Below are 17725 nucleotides of genomic sequence, written 5' to 3' on the forward strand. Positions count from 1 at the left end.
ACGGTGCTACGCGTCGAGGCGCTCCTCCAGACGGACGGTCACCGTGTCTCCCTCCTCCTTCCCGATCGCCTTGCGTACGTCGGCCTTGACCGGCAGCTTGTGGGTGCAGTCTCCGAGGGCCATGAACGAACTGCGGAAGGGTCGGCCGTCGATCGTGCCGCTGACCTTGACCAGTCCGCGGGTTTTGAAGAACGCGACGGACTCCGGCCAGACGACATAGGTCCAGCCACCCTTCTCGGGGCTCTTCCGCAGTACCGCGGTGAACTCCGCGTTCACCTTGCTCACTGTGCTCATTCGATCCTCCCGGTCCGGTGGTGTTCCTGTTCAAGAGACCATCCGGACCGGGAAAACTCATCGCGGACCGTCGCCCCGGTCTAGGTCGTCGGAACGCGGTCCAGGAACCCGTGCACACTCCGGATGCGACCCTCGCCGTCCAGCGTGATCACGTCGAACCCGGCGACGGGCGCCGAGCCGTCCGCCTCGTTGACCAGCTCCCAGCCGAAGCGGGCGATGTCGTGGTGACCGTCGACCGCGCCCAGCGGGCGGAACGCGAACCCCGGGAACTGCTCGTGCGCCGCCGCGATCACGGCCGCGATCTGCTGGTGCCCGTGGACGTCGGCCAGCGGGTCGGTGTAGGTGCCGTCCGCGGTCCAGGCAGCGGCGACCGCCTTCGCCAGCGCGTCCTGCTCGCCCGCGTTCCAGGCCTCGAAGTAGCGGGCGACGGCGGTCTCGTAACGGTCGTTGTTCGCGGACATGGTGAATCAGCCTCCATCGAGGTCGTACCTGCTGGTCAGAGGGTCGAATCCCGGCGTGTCGTGCCCCGCTGGGATCCGGTACGACCACCATGCCGGGCGCCGTCGGGGGCGTCGATTACCCCACGGGTAATGGCCCGGGCGCGGGGCATCGGAGCTGCCCGGTCCGATTCGGCCAAACCAAGCTGCGCATATGCCAAGAGACTGGCTGGAATGGCATGGTGACAGAGTGTCAGGAGTGGCGATACTGAATTCCTAGGGCAATTCAGCCACGCCCTGACAGCAACATCGTGCACAGCGAAAGAGCCGCGGGGAAAGCGAGGCCGGACCGGCAGCGAGCGACGCCGATGGGGGAGCGATCGTGCACGACGAATTCCTGTGTCATGTCACCGGGTATGGAATATGCGGTGGTCAGCGCGTCGGTGTACCCCTGGGGACATATCGCGCGCCGACCCTTGCGCTGGCGCTGTGGTGGATGCGGGACCGTGCCGCGTGGATGGCCGATCGGCTCGATCCGCAGCCCGAAGACCCGGCCTTTCCGCCGAACTCGATCGCGCCGGTGGCGGACACCGTCCCGGACGTGCCGAGCATGCTGCGCGCGTGGTGCGGGGATTCGGTCCAGCAGGAACTGGTGGCGGAGGAATTGGCCGCTGGAAAGCTCGTTCGGATCGCCACCAGCGACGACACCACCGAATACGAATTGCTCGCCGAATCCGTGGACGCGCTGCGCATGCAGCGGACCGCCGCCGTACTGGGCATCTCCGCCGCCTGACATCGACCGTCGCCCCGGAGGCGTCACACCCCGGACCAACGGCTCGGCGGGCCTACCCCATCCGGCGCAGTGATCAGGCGCACATGTGGACAAATAGTTAGAATTCTGGCATGCGAGAGCGGCCGGTCGCCTCGACTGCGCCCGAACTCGTCATCGAGACCGAGACGGGCTCCACGGTGATGAGCCCGAGCCGCGAGTATCACGTCGGACGGGATCCCTTGAGCGACGTGGTCCTCGACGACGTCCGGGTCTCGTGGCACCACGCCGTGCTGCGGCCCGAGGCCGATCACTGGACGCTCGAGGACGAGAAGAGCAAGAACGGCACGTACGCCGACGGCCGGCGCGTCCACGAGTGGTGCGTAGGACCGGGCAGCGTCATCCGGTTCGCCGACCCCTCCGACGGCCCGCAAGCCGTCCTCCTCGGGCGGCCGCCGCCCGCCACGGAGCGTCTCTCCGCCGTCTCCATACCGGCCGCCACCGGCACCTTCCGGCAGCCTTCCGCCGTACGGCCGCTGCCGGCGCGCCTCGTCCGCATCGGGCGCGGCGACGACAACGACCTGGTCGTCGACGAACTGGTGGTCTCCCGACAGCACGCGGAGCTGCACACCCGCCCGGACGGGACGTACGAGATCGTCGACCTCGGCAGCCACAACGGCACGTTTCTCAATGGCCGGCCCGTCGCGTGCGCTCCGGTCACGCCGGGTGACATCGTCGGCATCGGCCACTCCGCGTTCTGCCTCGTCGGCGAACAGTTGCAGGAGTACGTCGACACGGGTGAGGTCTCCCTGGATGTCCAGGACCTCACCGTCGAGGTCGACGGGGGCCGCAAGAAGCTCCTCGACCAGGTGTCCTTTCCCGTCGGCGAGAAATGCCTGCTCGCCGTCGTGGGTCCGAGCGGCGCCGGAAAGTCCACGCTCCTCAATGCCCTGACCGGGCAGCGCCCCGCCGACCGTGGCACCGTCCTGTACGACGGCCGCGACCTCTACCGCGACTACGCCGAACTGCGCCAGCGCATCGGCCTGGTCCCGCAGGACGACATCCTGCACACACAGCTCACCGTACGGCGGGCCCTCGGGTACGCCGCCGAACTGCGCTTCCCGCAGGACACCGCGAAGGCGGAGCGCCACGCGCGGGTCGACGAGGTGATCGGCGAGCTGGGCCTGGAACAGCGTGTCGCCCAGCCCATCCACAGCCTGTCCGGCGGTCAGCGCAAGCGGGTCAGCGTGGCTCTGGAACTGCTGACCAAGCCGTCGCTGCTGTTCCTCGACGAGCCGACCTCGGGTCTGGACCCCGGCATGGACCGCTCGGTGATGCACATGCTGCGCAACCTCGCCGACGACGGCCACACGGTCATCGTGGTCACCCACAGCGTGCTCAGCCTCGACGTCTGCGACCGGCTCCTCGTGCTCGCGCCCGGAGGCACGGTCGCCTACTATGGCCCGCCCGACGACGCCCTCGCCTTCTTCGGTTACCGGCAGTGGCCCGAGGCGTTCGAGGCCTTCGAGCGGGACCAGGGCCGGGACTGGGCGGCGGAGTACCAGGAGTCGCCGTTCCACGACGAGTACATCGACAACTCCAGCGCGCAGCCGCATCTGCCACGGGCCGCCCGTGGCGCGACGGTCGCAGCGCCACCCAAGGCCCAGAGCTGGGGATCCCAGCTCGGCACTCTGGTCCGCCGCTACGCGGCCACGCTCGGCGCCGACCGGACCTTCCTCGCCGTCATGATCGCGCTCCCGTTCGTGATGGGCGCGATGGCCCGGGCGCTGGCCGGCAGCGAGCTGACCCAGGGGACGGCGATGAACGCGCTGCTCATCCTCTGCGTCGGCGGAGTCCTGACGGGTGCGGCCAACGCCGTACGCGAACTGGTCAAGGAGCGGGTGATCTACCAGCGCGAGCGCGCGGTCGGCCTGTCCAGATCGGCGTACCTGATGTCCAAGGTCGTGGTCCTGGGCGCCGTCAGCGTGCTGCAGGCGATCGTCCTCACCCTGGTTGCCCTGTTCGGCGTCGACCTCAACGCACCCCGCGGGGAAGGGGTCCTCATGCCGCCGCTCGTGGAGATGTCGGTGGCCGTGGCCCTGCTCGCCTTCACCGCGATGATGCTCGGCCTCCTCGTCTCCGCCCTGGTGCCCAAGGAGGAGGTCACCATGCCGCTGCTGGTGCTGCTGGCCATCGTCCAGGTGGTCTTCTGCGGCGCGCTCTTGAACGTGAACAGCGTGCCCGGCATCGAGCAGCTGTCGTGGCTGGTGCCCTCGCGGTGGGCCCTGGGCGCGATGGCCGGGACCATCGACCTGGCCCGGATCGTCCCCGGGGACCTGACCTCCTATGCACTGTTCCGGCACTCGGCCGGTGTCTGGTTGCTCAACGTGTCGATGATGGTCGTGCTGTCCGTGGTCTTCGGATACGCCGTGATCCGACTGCTGCGGCGGTACGAGCCCGCGGTCATGCGGAAGTAGGCGCCGATGACGACCTCCGACTTCCGCCCCACACATGTCGTCCCCAAGGACGGCCTGCCCGCCTGGGAGACCCCCGACCCGTCCCGGCCCACCGTTCCGCTCGACGCGCTGCTGCCGGTCCAGCTCGTCGACCGGTTCGGGGACTGGGGCCGGATCATGTGCGCCAACGGCTGGTCGGCATGGGTCGACGGCCGCCTCCTGATCGCCGTACCGCAGGCCCCGCCCGCCGCGGGCAGCCCGCTCGCCCGCACAGCGGACCCCCGCCCGCTGCTCGCCCGGGTCGAGGAGGCGCTCACGAGCTACCGCAGCGCCGCCGAGGAACTCGCGGCCGGGCAGCTCGACGGGGAGTCCTTCCGCGACCGGACCCAGGGACAGCGGATCGGGGTGGTCGTCGACGGTGAGTCCCTCTGGCTGTACGACGGCGAGCACGAGCGGTGGGTGTACTGCGACGGGACCCGGCTGAGCACCTTCGCGACCGAGGGGGACCCGGCACCGGCGAGACCGAAGCGGACCGGGGAGGCGCCCAAGGCGCAGGGGCAGGCCAGAGGCGTACAGGAACCGTCTTCCGATGCCCACGAACCCACCCGCCTCGTGACGTACGACGGGGACGACCAGGGTGACGGCTGATGGACGGCACTCGGGTCGACCGGGGCGGACGGCTGATGGGCAGGGCGCGACACGATGGGGGTGACCAATGATGGAGGGCTCCCGGCACGACACCAGTCTGTTCTCGGGGAATCCGTCCGATCTGATCGGACGGACCGTCGCGGGCTACCGGATCCAGGAGGAGATCGGCCGAGGCGGGATGGCCGTGGTCTACCGTGCCACGGACCTGCGTCTGGACCGCACCGTCGCTCTCAAGCTGCTCGCGCCGGGGCTCGCCCGCAACGACACCTTCCGCGGCCGCTTCACCCATGAGTCGCGGGTGGCCGCCGCGATCGAGCACCCGAACATCGTGCCCGTCTTCGAGGCGGGCGAGGCGGACGGTGTTCTGTACATCGCCATGCGGTTCGTCGTCGGGCGCGACCTGCGCCAACTGCTCGACAGCGCGGGGCCGCTACCGGTCGCGGTGGCCGCCCGGATCGGCGTACAGGTCGCCTCGGCGCTGGACGCGGCCCATGATCACGGCCTGGTGCACCGGGACGTGAAACCCGGCAACATCCTCGTCGCGCAGGGCACCGACAGTGACCATCCCGAGCACGTCTACCTCACGGACTTCGGCCTGACGAAGAAGTCGCTGTCGCTGACCGGGTTCACGAACGTCGGCGAGTTCGTCGGCACGCTCGACTACGTCGCACCGGAGCAGATCTCGGGGAAGCCGGTGGACGGCCGGTGCGACGTCTACAGCCTCGCCTGTGTCGTCTACGAGACGATGGCCGGCAATCCGCCCTTCCAGCGCGAGGACGACATGTCGCTGCTGTGGGCCCATCAGTACGACCAGCCGCCGGCCCTGACCGTGCGGCGCCCCGACATCGCCACCGACGTCGACGCCGTACTCGCGAAGGCGCTCGCGAAGAGTCCCGAGGACCGGTACGACTCGTGCCTCGCCTTCATGGCCGCGCTGCGGGCGGCGGCGCGAGGCGCCTCGGGCGCGGGCAGGAAACCGGCTCGGGCGGAGGCCGCAGCCGGGCATTTCGGTCCGCCACCTGAACCGCCGAGCTGGGCTCTGCCGGTCTTCCCGCACTGAGCGACCCCGGGGAAGTGCGGGTGCGTGTCAGCACTCACTCGGCCGGTCGCGTCGTCAACTCCCGTCGGGGGCAACTGCCCTCACCTCGCCCTTCCGGCGGACGCGCTTGGCCAGCAGGCCGCCGAGGAACCCGGTGACCAGCCCCCACGACGCGGCGAACCCGAGCGCGGTCCCCACCTGCGGTTTCAGGAAGAGTTCGCCCTGCAGGCCGCCGCCGATATCGCCGATGCCGACGATCGACAGGCCGTAGTGGGCCGAGATCCGGACGACGAGACAGATCATCAGCACCGTGAGCACAAGCGCGACCGCCATGTGCACGGCGTGCTGCCAGGCCCGCATCCGAGCCGGTGAGCGGGCCGCCATCAGGAATGCGGCGGCGAGGAGCAGTACCGCGTCGACAACCACCAGCCACCACACTCCGGCGTCGTGCTCGGCGAGGGTGTGGAGGTTGAGCGTGGAGACGTCCGGGGTGCGCAGCACCTGGTCGAGCAGATGCGGTATCGGCAGCCCGAACGGCCCGTCGACCCGACCGTTCCAGGTGGCGCCCAACCCGATCGTGAGGCTGAGCCAGACGAGGTTCGGGAGCCCGAGGAGGATCAGGGCGAACGTCGCGGAGGCGTGCCCGCGGGTCGCCGCCATCACCAGCCCGATGACCACGCCCAGCGCGACGTACGTGAGCAGCAGCGCGACCATGGCGAAGGCGGCCGGTCGTACCGACTCCTGGAACCGCAGCAGCCGCGCGGGAAGCGGCGCCCCGGGCGAGACCAGCAGGGCGAGGACGAGCACACCCGCCAGCCACAGCACCCCGAAGCCGAGGGTCGACGGCACGTCGGTCGTGAAACCCACCTTGGGCGTGGCACCGAACAGTTCGCCGATGTCGGAAATGGTCCCCTTCCCCAGAGAGACCTTGAAGTTCTGGCGGGCGAACAGCGCGAGTCCGACCAGGGCCAGCACCCACAGGACGGCGAACCGCGCGGCCCACCCGGCCAGTTCCGCGGCGCCGGCGACAGCCCGGTGCCGCAGCGGCCGCAGGAAACCGGCCGTGATCACCAGGGCTCCGGCCAGCGTGACCGAGAGCGGAATCACCGTCAGGCCCGCCTGGGTCTCGGCGATGACTCCGGCGTCACCCGCGAACTCGACAGTGCCGCCGACCGCCGTGACGACGGTGGCCGCGACGACCCGCGGGTACGCGTTGTCGGGAAGGTCCGTGGCACCCGCCGCCCACAATCCGAGTGCGGCGACCACCCCCATGACGATCAGCCCAGCCAGCACGGCCACGACGGCCCGGCCCCAGCCGTGGCGGGCGGCCGTCCGCTCACCGTTGCGGGCAACTGCCTGGTCGGACGGTGTGTGGGGGCTCACGCTGCCACGCTAAGCACCGCCGACGCGGTCCGCCCCTCGGGAGGTCCGACCGCGTCAGCTTGCGGGCAGTACCGGATCGGAGCACACAATGGGTTCGTTATGGAAAAAGCGGCATGAAATGTGTTAAGTGCCGCAGGATCCCTACGCCGGGAAGAAGAGCTCGTGAGCGTCGAACCGCCGCCCTCAGGCCGGCCCACCGGACCGCCTTCGGGCCCGCTGTCGGGTCCGTCGCAGCCGAGCCCGTCCGAACCTACCCCGACCCAGTCGGGGGGCCGGGCACCCACGGAACCGCCGAGCGGCGGGGGCGGCGGTGGTGGGGGCGGCGGCGGCCCGGGCGAGCAGGGCAAGGGGCCGGAGCAGCACTGGTGGAAATCGGCGCCCCGCGTCGCGCTGATATCCGGCGCCGTGGCGGCTGCGGTGATCCTGGGCCTCGTCTTCAGCAACACCAACTCCGGCGGCGGGAAGAACGCCGCCGGTGAGGTCTTCCTCCAGGCCGCGGGGACGTCCGGCCCGGACCCCTATACGGAGTCGACGGCGAACGACACTTCCGCGGCACCCGAAACCCCCTCGGTGTCGACCGCATCGGCAGCCGCCAATGTGACGCGCGGCGTGGACGGTTCCGCGCCCGGCCTCTACGGCGGTACCCGCAACGTCTCCAGTTGCAACGTGGAGAAGCAGATCAGCTTCTTGCAGGCGAACCCGTCGAAGAACCGGGCGTTCGCCTCGGCGCAGGGCATCCAGCCGTCCGGGGTCCCGGCGTATCTGCGCTCGCTCACCCCCGTACAGCTGCGCGTGGACACCCGCGTCACCAATCACGGCTACCGCAACGGCGCCTCCACCAGCTACCAGGCGGTCTTTCAGGCGGGTACCGCCGTGCTCGTCGACTCCCGAGGCGTGCCCCGCGTTCGGTGCGCATGCGGCAACCCCGTGTCGGAGCCGGTCCAGCAGAAGACCACGCCCAAGCCGACCGGCGACTCGTGGCCGTCGTACCGGCCGCAGAACGTCGTGGTCGTCGCGCCCTCGGCCACGGTCATCAACGTGTTCGTCATCTTCGACCCCCACAACGACGAGTGGATCGCCCGGCGCAGGGGCGACAACGTCCACCACGATCACAAGACGCGTCCGCCGACGCGTCAGCCCTTCCCCTCGGTGAGCCTTTCGTCCCCGACGCCGAGTTCGCCCTCCCCGACCTCACCGTCATCGAGCTCCTCTTCGACCAAGCCGTCCTCGAAGTCCCCCTCGCCTTCGACCTCGAAGTACTTTTCGTCCGAGTCCGCAGAGCCTTCGTCGAGCTCCTCGTCGGGCAAGCCGTCCTCGAAGTCCCCGTCCTCGAAGTCCCCGTCCAGCGAGTCCCCGTCCAGCGAGTCCCCGTCCACGCAGGCTCCGTCGACGACGTCCACGTCGGCGCCGTCGTCCGGCTCCGCGTCCGCGGGTCGGACGGCGGCATCCTCGCCCGCTCAGACGTCCGCGCCGCAGCCGTCGTCCGCCCCCTCCTCCGCGCCCAACAGTGCCCCGGAACCGCCCGCGAATTCTCAGGGCCCTCAGGGGTCATAGACCCAGTGAGGACGACCGCCGACGACGCGTCGCGATCTCGCCCGGGACCGCCCGGCTGCCGCGCCGCCCCACCCCGATTCCACCGAGAGCGGAACGTCGATCCCTTCCCGCGCAGCTCAACGCTTCTAGGCTGAAGGGGTGAGCAACCAAGCGCCGAACGAAGCCCGCGTCATCCCTCTGCGCCCGGCGGCCACGCCGCGTCCGGCCCCTGCCATCGCCCCGGCACGAGGGCCTCAGCGGTCCCGGCCGGTCCTCGCGCCCGGGCAGACGCAACCGACGCCCGCGATCAGAGAGCCCCTGTGGCGCGACCTCGTGGGCGACGTTCTGCGACGCGAGCGCCTCGCCCAGGAGCGCACGCTCAAGGATGTGGCCGACGCGGCCCGGATCTCCATGCCGTACCTCTCCGAGCTGGAGCGCGGCCGTAAGGAGGCTTCCTCCGAAGTCCTCGCGGCCGCCGCTCGCGCCCTCGGCCTCGGCCTCACCGACCTGCTGTCGCTGGCCCAGGACGAGCTCACCCGGCTCGCCCGGGTCGGAGCGGGCCGAGGGCGCACCACGTCGACGACCTCGACGACAACGACCTCCCGGTACGACGGCATGTGCCTGGCCGCCTGACCGGCCCGCGGTGGTCCGGCCCACCTCGCGCGGCCCGCGGGTCAGAGCACCGCGAGCCGTCGGCTCAGCACGTCGTCGGCAAGCCCGTACGCCACGGCCTCCTGCGCGGTGAAGACCTTGTCGCGGTCCATGTCCGCGCGGAGCGTGGCGATGTCGTGGTGCGTGTGCCGGGACAGGACCTCCTCGACCTGGGAGCGGATGCGGAGCATCTCCTTGGCCTGCAGCGTCAGGTCCGAGACCGTGCCCTGCCGTCCGCCGCTCGCCGGCTGACCGAGCAGTACGCGCGCGTGCTCCAGCACGAACCGCCGCCCGGGATCGCCCCCGGCCAGCAGCACCGCGGCGGTCGAGGCCGCCTGCCCGACGCAGAACGTCGAGATCGGCGCCTGGACGAACGTCATGGTGTCGTAGATCGCCATGAGCGAAGTGAAGGAACCACCCGGCGAGTTGATGTAGATCGCGATCTCGCTCTCCGGGCTGGACGACTCCAGATGGAGGAGTTGCGCGATGACGACGTTCGCCACCCCGTCGTCGATCTCCGTGCCGAGAAAGATGATCCGCTCGGACAGCAGCCGGCTGAAGACGTCGTACGATCGCTCGCCCTGCGGGGTCCGCTCGACGACGTTCGGAATCGTGTATGTACCCACCTCAGAGCCCCATCCGTCGCCGTGACGCGGCCGGGCGGACGTCGTCGAGCGACTCCACGACCCGGTCCACCATGCCGTACTCCTTGGCCTGTTCGGCCGTGAACCAACGGTCCCGGTCGCCGTCCTGGGAGATCGTGTCCTCGCTCTGACCGGTGTGCTCGGCGGTGATCCGCTCGATGGCCTTCTTCGTGAACTCCAGGTTCTGCGCCTGGATTTCGATGTCCGCGGTGGTGCCACCGATGCCGGCGGACGGCTGATGCATCATGATCCGCGCGTTCGGCAGCGCGAAACGCTTCCCGTGCGTGCCCACGCTGAGCAGGAACTGGCCCATGCTCGCCGCGAATCCCATGGCGAGCGTCGAGACGTCGTTGGGGATCAGCCGCATCGTGTCGTAGATCGCGAGGCCCGCCGTCACCGATCCGCCCGGACTGTTGATGTACAGGCTGATGTCGGTCCGTGCGTCCTCCGCCGACAGCAGGAGCAATTGTGCGCACACCCGGTTGGCGGACACCTCGTCGACCTGCGTGCCCAAGAAGACGATCCGCTGCGCGAGCAGCTGCGCGGCCAGATGGTCGTCGAAGCGTGAGGGAGGGGTGTCGCCCTCCTCGGCCCGCGGTGCGCGGGCCGGCTCCCAGCCGGTGATGAGTGGAGTCATCGTTCCTCCTTGTCGTGACGCGGCTGCCGTCGCCGCGCTTCTCCACTCTCGGCCCGATCGTGCCCGTGGATCAGTTTTCTCTGCCCGCGGCAGATTCGCCGAGGGCAGAGGGCACACGGGCATGGCTCACCCCGGTCGCCCCACCGATCTGTTCGAATGAGGTATGAGCATCTTCGTACGCGCACGATTCGACGCCCACGACCAACAGACGGCGGAATTCGAGGAGTTGACGCTCGCCCTGCAGGAGCAGGCGAAGGACGAGCCGGGGACTCTCACCTATCGCTGGTTCGCCGCCGGTGCCGGCAGCTATCTGGTCATCGAGGAGTACACCGACGACGAGGCGGTCGCCGTCCACCAGGAACGCGCGGCGGAACTCCTGGAACGGGCAGGGCAGTTCGCAGACCTGGCGTACGCGGAGATCTACGGCACCGTCGGACCCGAAATCCGCGCATGGGCCAAGGCGCGTCCTCAGGTGACCATGTTCCCGGACTTCTCCGATCACGGCGGTACTGACAGCTGAAGCGCGCGCCGGGGCCATGGCCCCCGGGCCGTCATCGGCGGGTGCGTGACCGGGCTTCGCGCGGCGGGTTGATGAACTGCAGCTCCAGGGTGTCCGGAGGTTCGGCGATGCCCGGTCCTCCCGCCTCCGCCCAGCGCAGCACCTCGTCCGTGCAGTCGTCGTCCATGGCGAACCCGATCCAGGTGGCCCGGCCGCCGGCCCGGCGCCCGGCACCGGACGGCTGCACGACGAGGACGTTGGCCTGGTCGCACGGGCCGAGACAGTCGGTCGTCCGTACGACGAAGCGGCCACAGGACGCGTCGGCACCGGCCCGCAGCCGCTCCAACTGCCAGGCGTGGTCAGTGCCGGGGTGCTTGCGCGGATCGCCGCAGCAGCAGCCCCTGCACACGACCACGGTGCAGGGCCGGGAACCGGCGGCGCCGATCGCGGTCGTGCGAAACCTCTGCGGCGTGGCACCGGTCACGGAGATGCGGGTCCTTTCACACGGGGCGCCGTTCGTTGCAGTACGGATTTCTCACGGACGGCGTGGATCATCACCGTACGAGACGCCTCGCGGGCGGTGATCATCACCCCCGGCCGGAGAGCCAACCGAGCAGACGGCCGAGGGGCCCATGTCTTCGCCGCCCGGGACTGAGGTGAATGACTAGGATCCCGCAGCGGTGCGGGGGCACGGCAAAGAGCCGGACAGGTGGGACCACGACGGTGCGCGCGCCACCGATGAGTTTTCGGACGAGGATCGGTCGACAGAGGTGACGACGTTTCCCGCCCGAGGAGGTACGCATGCCCGCCGACGGATTCACCACGTGTCTGTGGTTCGACGGCCAGGCCGAGGAGGCCGCGCACTACTACGTCTCGATCTTCAAGAACTCCAAGCTCGGCAGGATCGGCCGCTACACGGAATCCGGGCCCGGACCCGCCGGTTCCGTCCTGGCCGCCGAGTTCGTGGCCAACGGACAGAAGTTCGTCGCCCTCAACGGAGGCCCCCAGTTCACGTTCGACGAGGCCATCTCGTTCCAGATCCACTGCGACGACCAGGAAGAGGTGGACCACTACTGGACCAAGTTCATCGAGGACGGCGGCGAGGCAGGTCCCTGCGGCTGGATCAAGGACAAGTACGGCCTGTCCTGGCAGGTCGTCCCGAGCAGGCTCATCGACCTGATCGGCGACCCGGACCCGGAGAAGGCGGCCCGTACGACCCGGGCGATGTTGCAGATGTCCAAGCTGGACATCACGGAGCTGGAGAGGGTGCACGCGGGCGAGTAGCGAGTCGGCCCGGCGGGCCGCACGCCACGAGCGGCATATGGCGTGCAGCCCGCCCTCGTGTGGATCCGGTCAGTTCGCCGCTGCGCGGCGAGAGGGCGTGCCGGGCGTCGCGACGGGGCGAACGTTGCCTGCCGGGGCACTAGTGCACCTGTGCTGCGATCGCCCGGGTGATCTCCCGCGTGATGCGCATGATCCCGGGCGAGCGCACCGGGCAAGGCTTGGGTGTGGACGTGGTGGGCGCCAGGCAGAAGTGCAGATAGTCGTCGTCGCGGTGCAGGGCGGTGCGGTCACGGCCCGGCTGGGTGCAGTACGCGGAGTGGTGGTGCTCGTACGAGGTGCACGGCAGGTACTGCGCCCAGGTGTAGCGGGCCGACGCGGGGCTCACGGTCCGGCCGGCGTCGGCGACGAGGTCGCCGGAGGTGTCGGCACGCTTCTGGTACAGCGCGTTCACCCGCCGGACCCGGTCGGGAGTGATCGGGTCCGGACCCTGCAGCACCCACACGACCTTCGGAGGCCGGGCGCCTCCCGCCCGCGCGATCTGATCGGTCAGCCGCTCCGCGTCCGCCGCATAGCGCGAGAAGTACGTGTCCCGGTTCGCGGAGTAGGTGATTCCGTCCATGCACGGCGTGTAGCCCCAGGAGTTGCCCCAGAACTGGAGCACCACGTAGTCGGGCCGCAGCGAGCGCACCAGCGCGGCCGCCTTGTCCGCGGCCGGCACCAGCGACCTCTCGCCGGTGCCTTCCAGGTAGTCGCACAGGGTTGTCCCGGAGTACGGGGCGCTCGTGTAGTGCGCGTGCAACTCGTCCCGCAGGGACTGCCCGAGCACCTTCTGGTTCTCCATGGCGAGCGAGTCCCCGAGATACAGCACGGTGGGGGCCTGCGCCCCAGTGGTGGGGGAGGCGGCCGGCCGCTGACGTGTGGTCGAGGACGGTGACTGGGCGGCACCGGGCTCCGCCGGGGTGGGCGGAGCCGCCTCGGGTCCCGACGCAGGATCCCCGCAGCCACCGAGCAGCAGCCCGGCCAGCAGTACCCCCACGATCCACGGCCTTCGCATGACGCAACTCCCGCCCCGCCCACCGAAAGGGTTCCCCAGGCAAGCACAGGCCGGCACAAGGGGGAAGACATCCGTCGGCCATCGGGGCGACGCTCACTCCTGCTCGGAGCCACCCGCCAAGAGTTCCAGCAGGTCCGCGAGGGGGAGTGGCTTGGCCAGGTGGGCGTCGAATCCCGCCGCCCGGGACTGCCCGTGGTCGGCACCCTGACTGAACCCGGAGACCGCGATGAGGCGCAGCTTGTCGCCGTGCGGGCGGGAGCGCACCTCGCGGGCGACCGTGTAACCGTCGATGTCCGGCAGCCCCAGGTCGCACAGGACGACGTCGAAGAGGTGGGACGCGGTGGCCGTGAGGGCGTCCGCGCCGGTGTGTACGGCAGTGACGTGGTGACCCTGGCGTTCCAGCAAGGTGCGGTAGGTCGTGGCCAGGTCGGTGTTGTCCTCGACGATCAGAATGGCCAGCTGCCGTGGCGCGGGGTGGGCGGGCCTCGCGCGGCGCGGCTGCGCAGAGTCGGCGAGGGCGAGCGGCAGCAGCGCGGTGAACGAGGCGCCGGTCCCCGGTCCGCGGCTGTGCGCGCTGATCCGGCCGCCGTGGAGTTCGACGATCGTCCGGGCCACCGCGAGTCCCAGGCCGAGCCCCTCGGGGGTGCTGGGGCCCGCCGGAGCCGCCCGCATGAAGACCCCGAACAGCTCCTCGGCCTGCCCCGGGTCGAAACCGATCCCGTCGTCCTCGACGCACAGACGCGCCTGCCCGTCCTCCGTCGACAACCACACCCTCGTAGGGCCGCCCGGCGGCGTGTACTTGAGCGCGTTGGACAGCAGGTTGGTCAGCACCTGGGCCAGCCGCAGCCGGTCCCCGTGCACGAGCACCGGACCGGCGGGCAGATCGACGTCGAGCGTGCGGCCCTCGTGCCCGAACAGGCCGCGGATGTCGGCGCAGGCGCCGTGCACGACGGAGCACAGGTCCGTCCGCTCGCGCACCAGCTCCAGGCGTCCGGTCACCGCCCGTGTCCCGTCGAGCAGATCGTTGCTCATCCGCACCAGCGTGCCCAGCTGCCGTTCCAGGACCGACAGTGCCGGATGACCCTCCGGCAGATCGAACGCGAGCAGTTCGGTGGCCGCGGTGGCGGCGGCGAGCGGATTGCGCAACTCGTGCGAGAGGGTGGCGATGAACCGGTCCTTCGCCTGCTGTTCCTCCTTCAATATCCGTCCCGCGGCGTCGAGTTCGGCGTTGGCGCGGCTGAGCTGCTCATTGACCTCGCGGATCTCCCGGGCACGGACGAAGAGATCGATCTCCATGCCCTCGGCGCGCATCTGCGCCTCGGCGACGGCACGCTCCTGTTCGCGCCCGACCCGGCGCAGATGGACGAAGTCGGTGACGTCCTCGACCCGGTGGATGATGTGTGTCACCCGTCCGTCGCTGTTCCTCACCGGTGTGTTGACCGGGCTCCAGTACCGCTCGACGAACGCTCCCGCGTCGCCCGTCGGTATGTCGTAGCGCTGCAACGCCATCGTGTCCGTACGACCGGTGTCCACCACGCTCTGCAGTGAGCGGCGCAGGTTCGCCACCCCGTCCGCCGACGGGTCGTCCGGGTTGTCGGGGAACACGTCGAAGATGGGGCGTCCGACGATGCTCCGGTCGGTACGAGTGGCCGTCAGGTATGCCCGGTTGACCTCCACGATCGTGAAGTCGGGCGCGAGGACGAGCAGCGGGGAGAGGGTCGCGTCGAACAGGCTCCGGAAGTCCGGGGCGGGATGCGGGATGCTCGCGGACATGACGGCCCTCAGGGATCGAGTCGATAGCCGAAGCCGCGCACCGTGGTGATCCGCGGTGTGGGCGTGGGGAGTCCGGAGAGTTTGCCGCGCAGCCGGTAGACGTGTTCGACGACGGTCGCGGGCTGCTGCCAGGACGCTCCCCAGATCTGCTCGAGCAGCTGCTCGGCGGAGAAGACCCGGCCGGGGGAGCGGGCCAGCAGCTCCAACAGGGCGTACTCCTTGGGCCGTAGTGCCAGCGGGATGCCCGCGACGGCGGCCTGGTGTGCCGCCGTGTCGACGCGCAGCGTCCCGACCTCCACGACGACCGGCACGTCGGGCGGCTGGGAACGGCGCAGCACCGCACGGATCCTGGCCACGAGTTCGCGTTGCGAGAAGGGCTTGACCAGGTAGTCGTCCGCACCGATCTCCAGGCCCGCCACCCGGTCCGCCTCTCCGCCGCGTCCGGAGACGACGATCACCGGGAGGCGGCTGGTGGAGCGCAGGGCGCGCAGCAGTTCCAGGCCACTGCCGTCCGGCAGTCCCAGATCGAGGACGACGAGGGCGATGCCACCGTCGTGCATGGCGGCCTTGCCCGCGCGGGCGTCGATCGCCCACGTGACGGTGAACCCCGCACGCTCAAGATAGGTACGGCACATCAGTGCGAAATCGGGATCGTCTTCTATCAACGCGAGGTGAGGACGCATCCCGCACCACCCGGCCCAGCTGCCGCCGCTCCCACGTTGTTTCGCTGGTGAGCGGGCGTTGATGCCCCGACCATGTGGCGAAGGTAGAACAGAAACTGCCCACGGTTCAAGGGGGAGCCGTCCGGGGGGAGTTCCGGCGCGGGCTCGTGCGGTGCGGGGATGGAGCACCGTCGCACGAGCCCGTGCCGGGACGCGCGGGCAGCCACCTCCGGGTGCCACCGTGACCAGGCCGCGTGCGGCACGAGACGTGCCCGCGCGTCGCGAGAACGGAATCGGACAGTTTGAACGAGCACGCCCTGGAGCGGATCAACGCCGTCTCCTGGCCACTGCCCAGCGACCACGCCCACCTCTACGCGGAGCCGGTCTGCTGGTCGTCGAGCTGCGCGGCGACATCGACCTGGCCGCTGTCGTCCACGTGCGCCCGTGGCTGGACTCGGTCGCGGCCCTGCCCGCCCGGCTGTACATCGTGGACCTGCGCCCCACGACCTTCATCGACAGCACCGGCCTGGGCATGGTGCTGCGCTTCCGTGAGCGGGTCACGCGCGGCGACATGGACTTCGGTCTGCTCTGTACGCGCCGCGTCCACCGGTTGCTTCGCGCGCACGGTGCGTGGGACGTGCTCAGACCCGCGGCGACACTGGGCGAAGTCTTTGCCGGGCGGAGTCGGCGGAGCGCCTGCTGACCGGTGTCACGTCGGATGCCGACGACGGATGCGAGCGGCCATCACCGCCACATCGTCCTCCGCGTGACGGGCGTCGAGCTTGAGGAGGACCTCGTCGAGCTGTGCTTCGACGGCCGCCCCCGGCGGGAGGCGCAGCCCGGCCAGCCGGGCGAGCGACTCGTCGATGTCCTCGCCACGGCGCTCCACCAGACCGTCCGTGAACATCAGCAGGGTGTCGTCGGGCGCGAGCGCGCGGGTGGCCAGCTCGTAGCCGCCGATGCCGGTGCCGAGCGGGGGACCGACCATCGGCTCCAGCAGTTCACCGGTCCCGCCCCCGGTGAAGACCACCGGGGGCAGGTGCCCGGCCGCGGCGATCGCCGCCGTACCGCGTGCCGGGTCGACCTGCACCAGCAGACAGGTGGCCGGACGCCGGGTGCCATTCTCGGCGACCGCGGCGTCCAGGCGGCGCAGCACCCGGTGCGGCGGCAGATCCGTGGAGGCGACGTAGCGCAGCATCGAGCGGTACGCGTTCATGTCCACCGCCGCGTCCAGACCGTGTCCCATGACGTCGCCCACGACCAGCAGGGTGCGTCCGAAGTGCAGCCGTACGGTCTCGAACCAGTCCCCGCCCACCAGGGTGCCGCCCCCGGCCGGCAGATAGCGGGTGGCCAGATCGATGTTCGGATGCGGTCGGCCCGGTTCGGCCAGCAGCGCCCGCTGGAGGCTGAGCACCGTACTGCGCACGGCGTTGTGCTGGCGCGAATGGCCGAGATGGACGGCCGCGAGACGTGTCGCGTAGTGCGTGCCGGTGGTCTCCGCGTCGGTGAACGCCGGCCCCTGCCGGACGGCCAGCAGCACCCCGTACAGGCGCTCGTGCGCGAGCAGCGGCACGGTCATGACCCGCCGCGGGACCAGACCGGAGAGATCGAGCGAGGCGGTGATCGGATGCCCCTCGTCCAGCGCCCGCACGGACAGCGGCCGCGCGCCGTGCGGGGGCCACGGGGCCAGCAGATCGCTGCGGCCCGCCATGGCGACACGGGAAAGTTCCGGGTCGCGCGACTGCTGGGCGGCCGGTACGTCCGCGGGCAGCAGATCCACCGCCGCGGCGTCGCAGAAGTGCCGGCACACGAATGCGGCGAGTTCGGTGCACGTGGTCCGCTCGTCGAGCGTGGAGCCGATCGACTCGACGGCGTCGTCCATCGCACCGAACGGCGCCCCCATGCCCTCGGAGCTCTCACCGCCTCGGCCTGCCATGGCACCTCCACCGCCGCACACGCCTG

At 70.3% G+C, this 17725-nt stretch carries 19 protein-coding genes; 9 read left to right on the plus strand and 10 right to left on the minus strand.

The window, feature by feature from the left end; genetic code table 11:
- Positions 1–6: 6 nt before the first annotated feature.
- Both ACIBK0_RS41650 and ACIBK0_RS41655 read right to left on the minus strand, forming a co-directional pair.
- Positions 7–294, minus strand: a complete 288-nt coding sequence (locus ACIBK0_RS41650) for a DUF1905 domain-containing protein (protein ID WP_399092266.1) — start codon at positions 292–294, stop codon at positions 7–9.
- An 80-nt stretch (positions 295–374) separates the two neighbouring features.
- The gene (locus ACIBK0_RS41655; RefSeq protein WP_399092269.1) at positions 375–755 is read right to left on the minus strand and encodes a nuclear transport factor 2 family protein; all 381 of its coding nucleotides are present in this window, start codon (positions 753–755) and stop codon (positions 375–377) included.
- A gap of 358 nt (positions 756–1113) precedes the next feature.
- Between ACIBK0_RS41655 and ACIBK0_RS41660 the strand changes: the two genes are divergently transcribed.
- The 4 genes from ACIBK0_RS41660 (at position 1114) to ACIBK0_RS41675 (ending at position 5664) form a co-directional block, all read left to right on the plus strand.
- Positions 1114–1524: a hypothetical protein gene (locus ACIBK0_RS41660; RefSeq protein ID WP_399092272.1), complete on the plus strand. Its 411-nt coding sequence runs from the start codon at positions 1114–1116 to the stop codon at positions 1522–1524.
- Positions 1525–1634: 110 nt separating this feature from the next.
- Positions 1635–3977: an FHA domain-containing protein gene (locus ACIBK0_RS41665; protein WP_399092275.1), complete on the plus strand. Its 2343-nt coding sequence runs from the start codon at positions 1635–1637 to the stop codon at positions 3975–3977.
- 6 nt (positions 3978–3983) lie between these two features.
- Positions 3984–4604 carry a hypothetical protein gene (locus tag ACIBK0_RS41670; protein ID WP_399092278.1) on the plus strand — a complete coding sequence of 207 codons (621 nt, stop codon included), beginning with the start codon at positions 3984–3986 and terminating at the stop codon, positions 4602–4604.
- Positions 4605–4671: 67 nt separating this feature from the next.
- The gene (locus tag ACIBK0_RS41675; protein WP_399092281.1) at positions 4672–5664 is read left to right on the plus strand and encodes a serine/threonine-protein kinase; all 993 of its coding nucleotides are present in this window, start codon (positions 4672–4674) and stop codon (positions 5662–5664) included.
- Between the two features lie 54 nt (positions 5665–5718).
- Here the strand turns inward: ACIBK0_RS41675 and ACIBK0_RS41680 are convergent, their stop codons facing one another.
- Positions 5719–7026, minus strand: a complete 1308-nt coding sequence (locus ACIBK0_RS41680) for a streptophobe family protein (RefSeq protein ID WP_399092284.1) — start codon at positions 7024–7026, stop codon at positions 5719–5721.
- 162 nt (positions 7027–7188) lie between these two features.
- Here ACIBK0_RS41680 and ACIBK0_RS41685 point away from each other — a divergent pair, with 162 nt between their 5' ends.
- Together ACIBK0_RS41685 and ACIBK0_RS41690 are read left to right on the plus strand one after the other, a co-directional pair.
- On the plus strand, positions 7189–8580 hold the full coding sequence (locus ACIBK0_RS41685) for a DUF6777 domain-containing protein (protein ID WP_399092287.1): 1392 nt from the start codon (positions 7189–7191) through the stop codon (positions 8578–8580).
- A gap of 138 nt (positions 8581–8718) precedes the next feature.
- Complete coding sequence (locus ACIBK0_RS41690; protein WP_399092290.1) at positions 8719–9192, plus strand: helix-turn-helix domain-containing protein; 474 nt, start codon at positions 8719–8721, stop codon at positions 9190–9192.
- A 41-nt stretch (positions 9193–9233) separates the two neighbouring features.
- Here the strand turns inward: ACIBK0_RS41690 and ACIBK0_RS41695 are convergent, their stop codons facing one another.
- Both ACIBK0_RS41695 and ACIBK0_RS41700 read right to left on the minus strand, forming a co-directional pair.
- The gene (locus ACIBK0_RS41695) at positions 9234–9836 is read right to left on the minus strand and encodes a ClpP family protease (protein ID WP_399092293.1); all 603 of its coding nucleotides are present in this window, start codon (positions 9834–9836) and stop codon (positions 9234–9236) included.
- A 1-nt stretch (position 9837) separates the two neighbouring features.
- Complete coding sequence (locus tag ACIBK0_RS41700; RefSeq protein ID WP_399092296.1) at positions 9838–10491, minus strand: ATP-dependent Clp protease proteolytic subunit; 654 nt, start codon at positions 10489–10491, stop codon at positions 9838–9840.
- A 163-nt stretch (positions 10492–10654) separates the two neighbouring features.
- Between ACIBK0_RS41700 and ACIBK0_RS41705 the strand changes: the two genes are divergently transcribed.
- Positions 10655–11011 (plus strand): putative quinol monooxygenase, encoded by a 357-nt coding sequence (locus ACIBK0_RS41705; RefSeq protein WP_399092299.1) that lies wholly within the window; start codon positions 10655–10657, stop codon positions 11009–11011.
- Between the two features lie 31 nt (positions 11012–11042).
- Here the strand turns inward: ACIBK0_RS41705 and ACIBK0_RS41710 are convergent, their stop codons facing one another.
- Positions 11043–11474, minus strand: coding sequence for a (2Fe-2S) ferredoxin domain-containing protein (locus ACIBK0_RS41710; RefSeq protein WP_399092302.1), 432 nt, complete (start codon positions 11472–11474; stop codon positions 11043–11045).
- A gap of 317 nt (positions 11475–11791) precedes the next feature.
- Between ACIBK0_RS41710 and ACIBK0_RS41715 the strand changes: the two genes are divergently transcribed.
- On the plus strand, positions 11792–12274 hold the full coding sequence (locus ACIBK0_RS41715; RefSeq protein ID WP_399092305.1) for a VOC family protein: 483 nt from the start codon (positions 11792–11794) through the stop codon (positions 12272–12274).
- A 139-nt stretch (positions 12275–12413) separates the two neighbouring features.
- On the opposite strand, the gene ACIBK0_RS41720 is transcribed toward ACIBK0_RS41715, so the two are convergent.
- The 3 genes from ACIBK0_RS41720 to ACIBK0_RS41730 form a co-directional block, all read right to left on the minus strand.
- Positions 12414–13328 carry an SGNH/GDSL hydrolase family protein gene (locus tag ACIBK0_RS41720; RefSeq protein ID WP_399092308.1) on the minus strand — a complete coding sequence of 305 codons (915 nt, stop codon included), beginning with the start codon at positions 13326–13328 and terminating at the stop codon, positions 12414–12416.
- Positions 13329–13421: 93 nt separating this feature from the next.
- Positions 13422–15101 carry an ATP-binding protein gene (locus ACIBK0_RS41725; RefSeq protein ID WP_399092311.1) on the minus strand — a complete coding sequence of 560 codons (1680 nt, stop codon included), beginning with the start codon at positions 15099–15101 and terminating at the stop codon, positions 13422–13424.
- Positions 15102–15109: 8 nt separating this feature from the next.
- On the minus strand, positions 15110–15784 hold the full coding sequence (locus ACIBK0_RS41730) for a response regulator transcription factor (protein ID WP_399092314.1): 675 nt from the start codon (positions 15782–15784) through the stop codon (positions 15110–15112).
- A 220-nt stretch (positions 15785–16004) separates the two neighbouring features.
- Here ACIBK0_RS41730 and ACIBK0_RS41735 point away from each other — a divergent pair, with 220 nt between their 5' ends.
- Positions 16005–16466, plus strand: a complete 462-nt coding sequence (locus ACIBK0_RS41735; RefSeq protein WP_399092317.1) for an STAS domain-containing protein — start codon at positions 16005–16007, stop codon at positions 16464–16466.
- Between the two features lie 6 nt (positions 16467–16472).
- Here the strand turns inward: ACIBK0_RS41735 and ACIBK0_RS41740 are convergent, their stop codons facing one another.
- Entirely contained in the window at positions 16473–17699 is a 1227-nt protein-coding gene (locus ACIBK0_RS41740; RefSeq protein ID WP_399092320.1) for a PP2C family protein-serine/threonine phosphatase, read from the minus strand.
- Positions 17700–17725 lie beyond the last annotated feature (26 nt).

This window comes from Streptomyces sp. NPDC050564 (assembly GCF_044457265.1).
Taxonomy (GTDB): Bacteria; Actinomycetota; Actinomycetes; order Streptomycetales; family Streptomycetaceae; genus Streptomyces.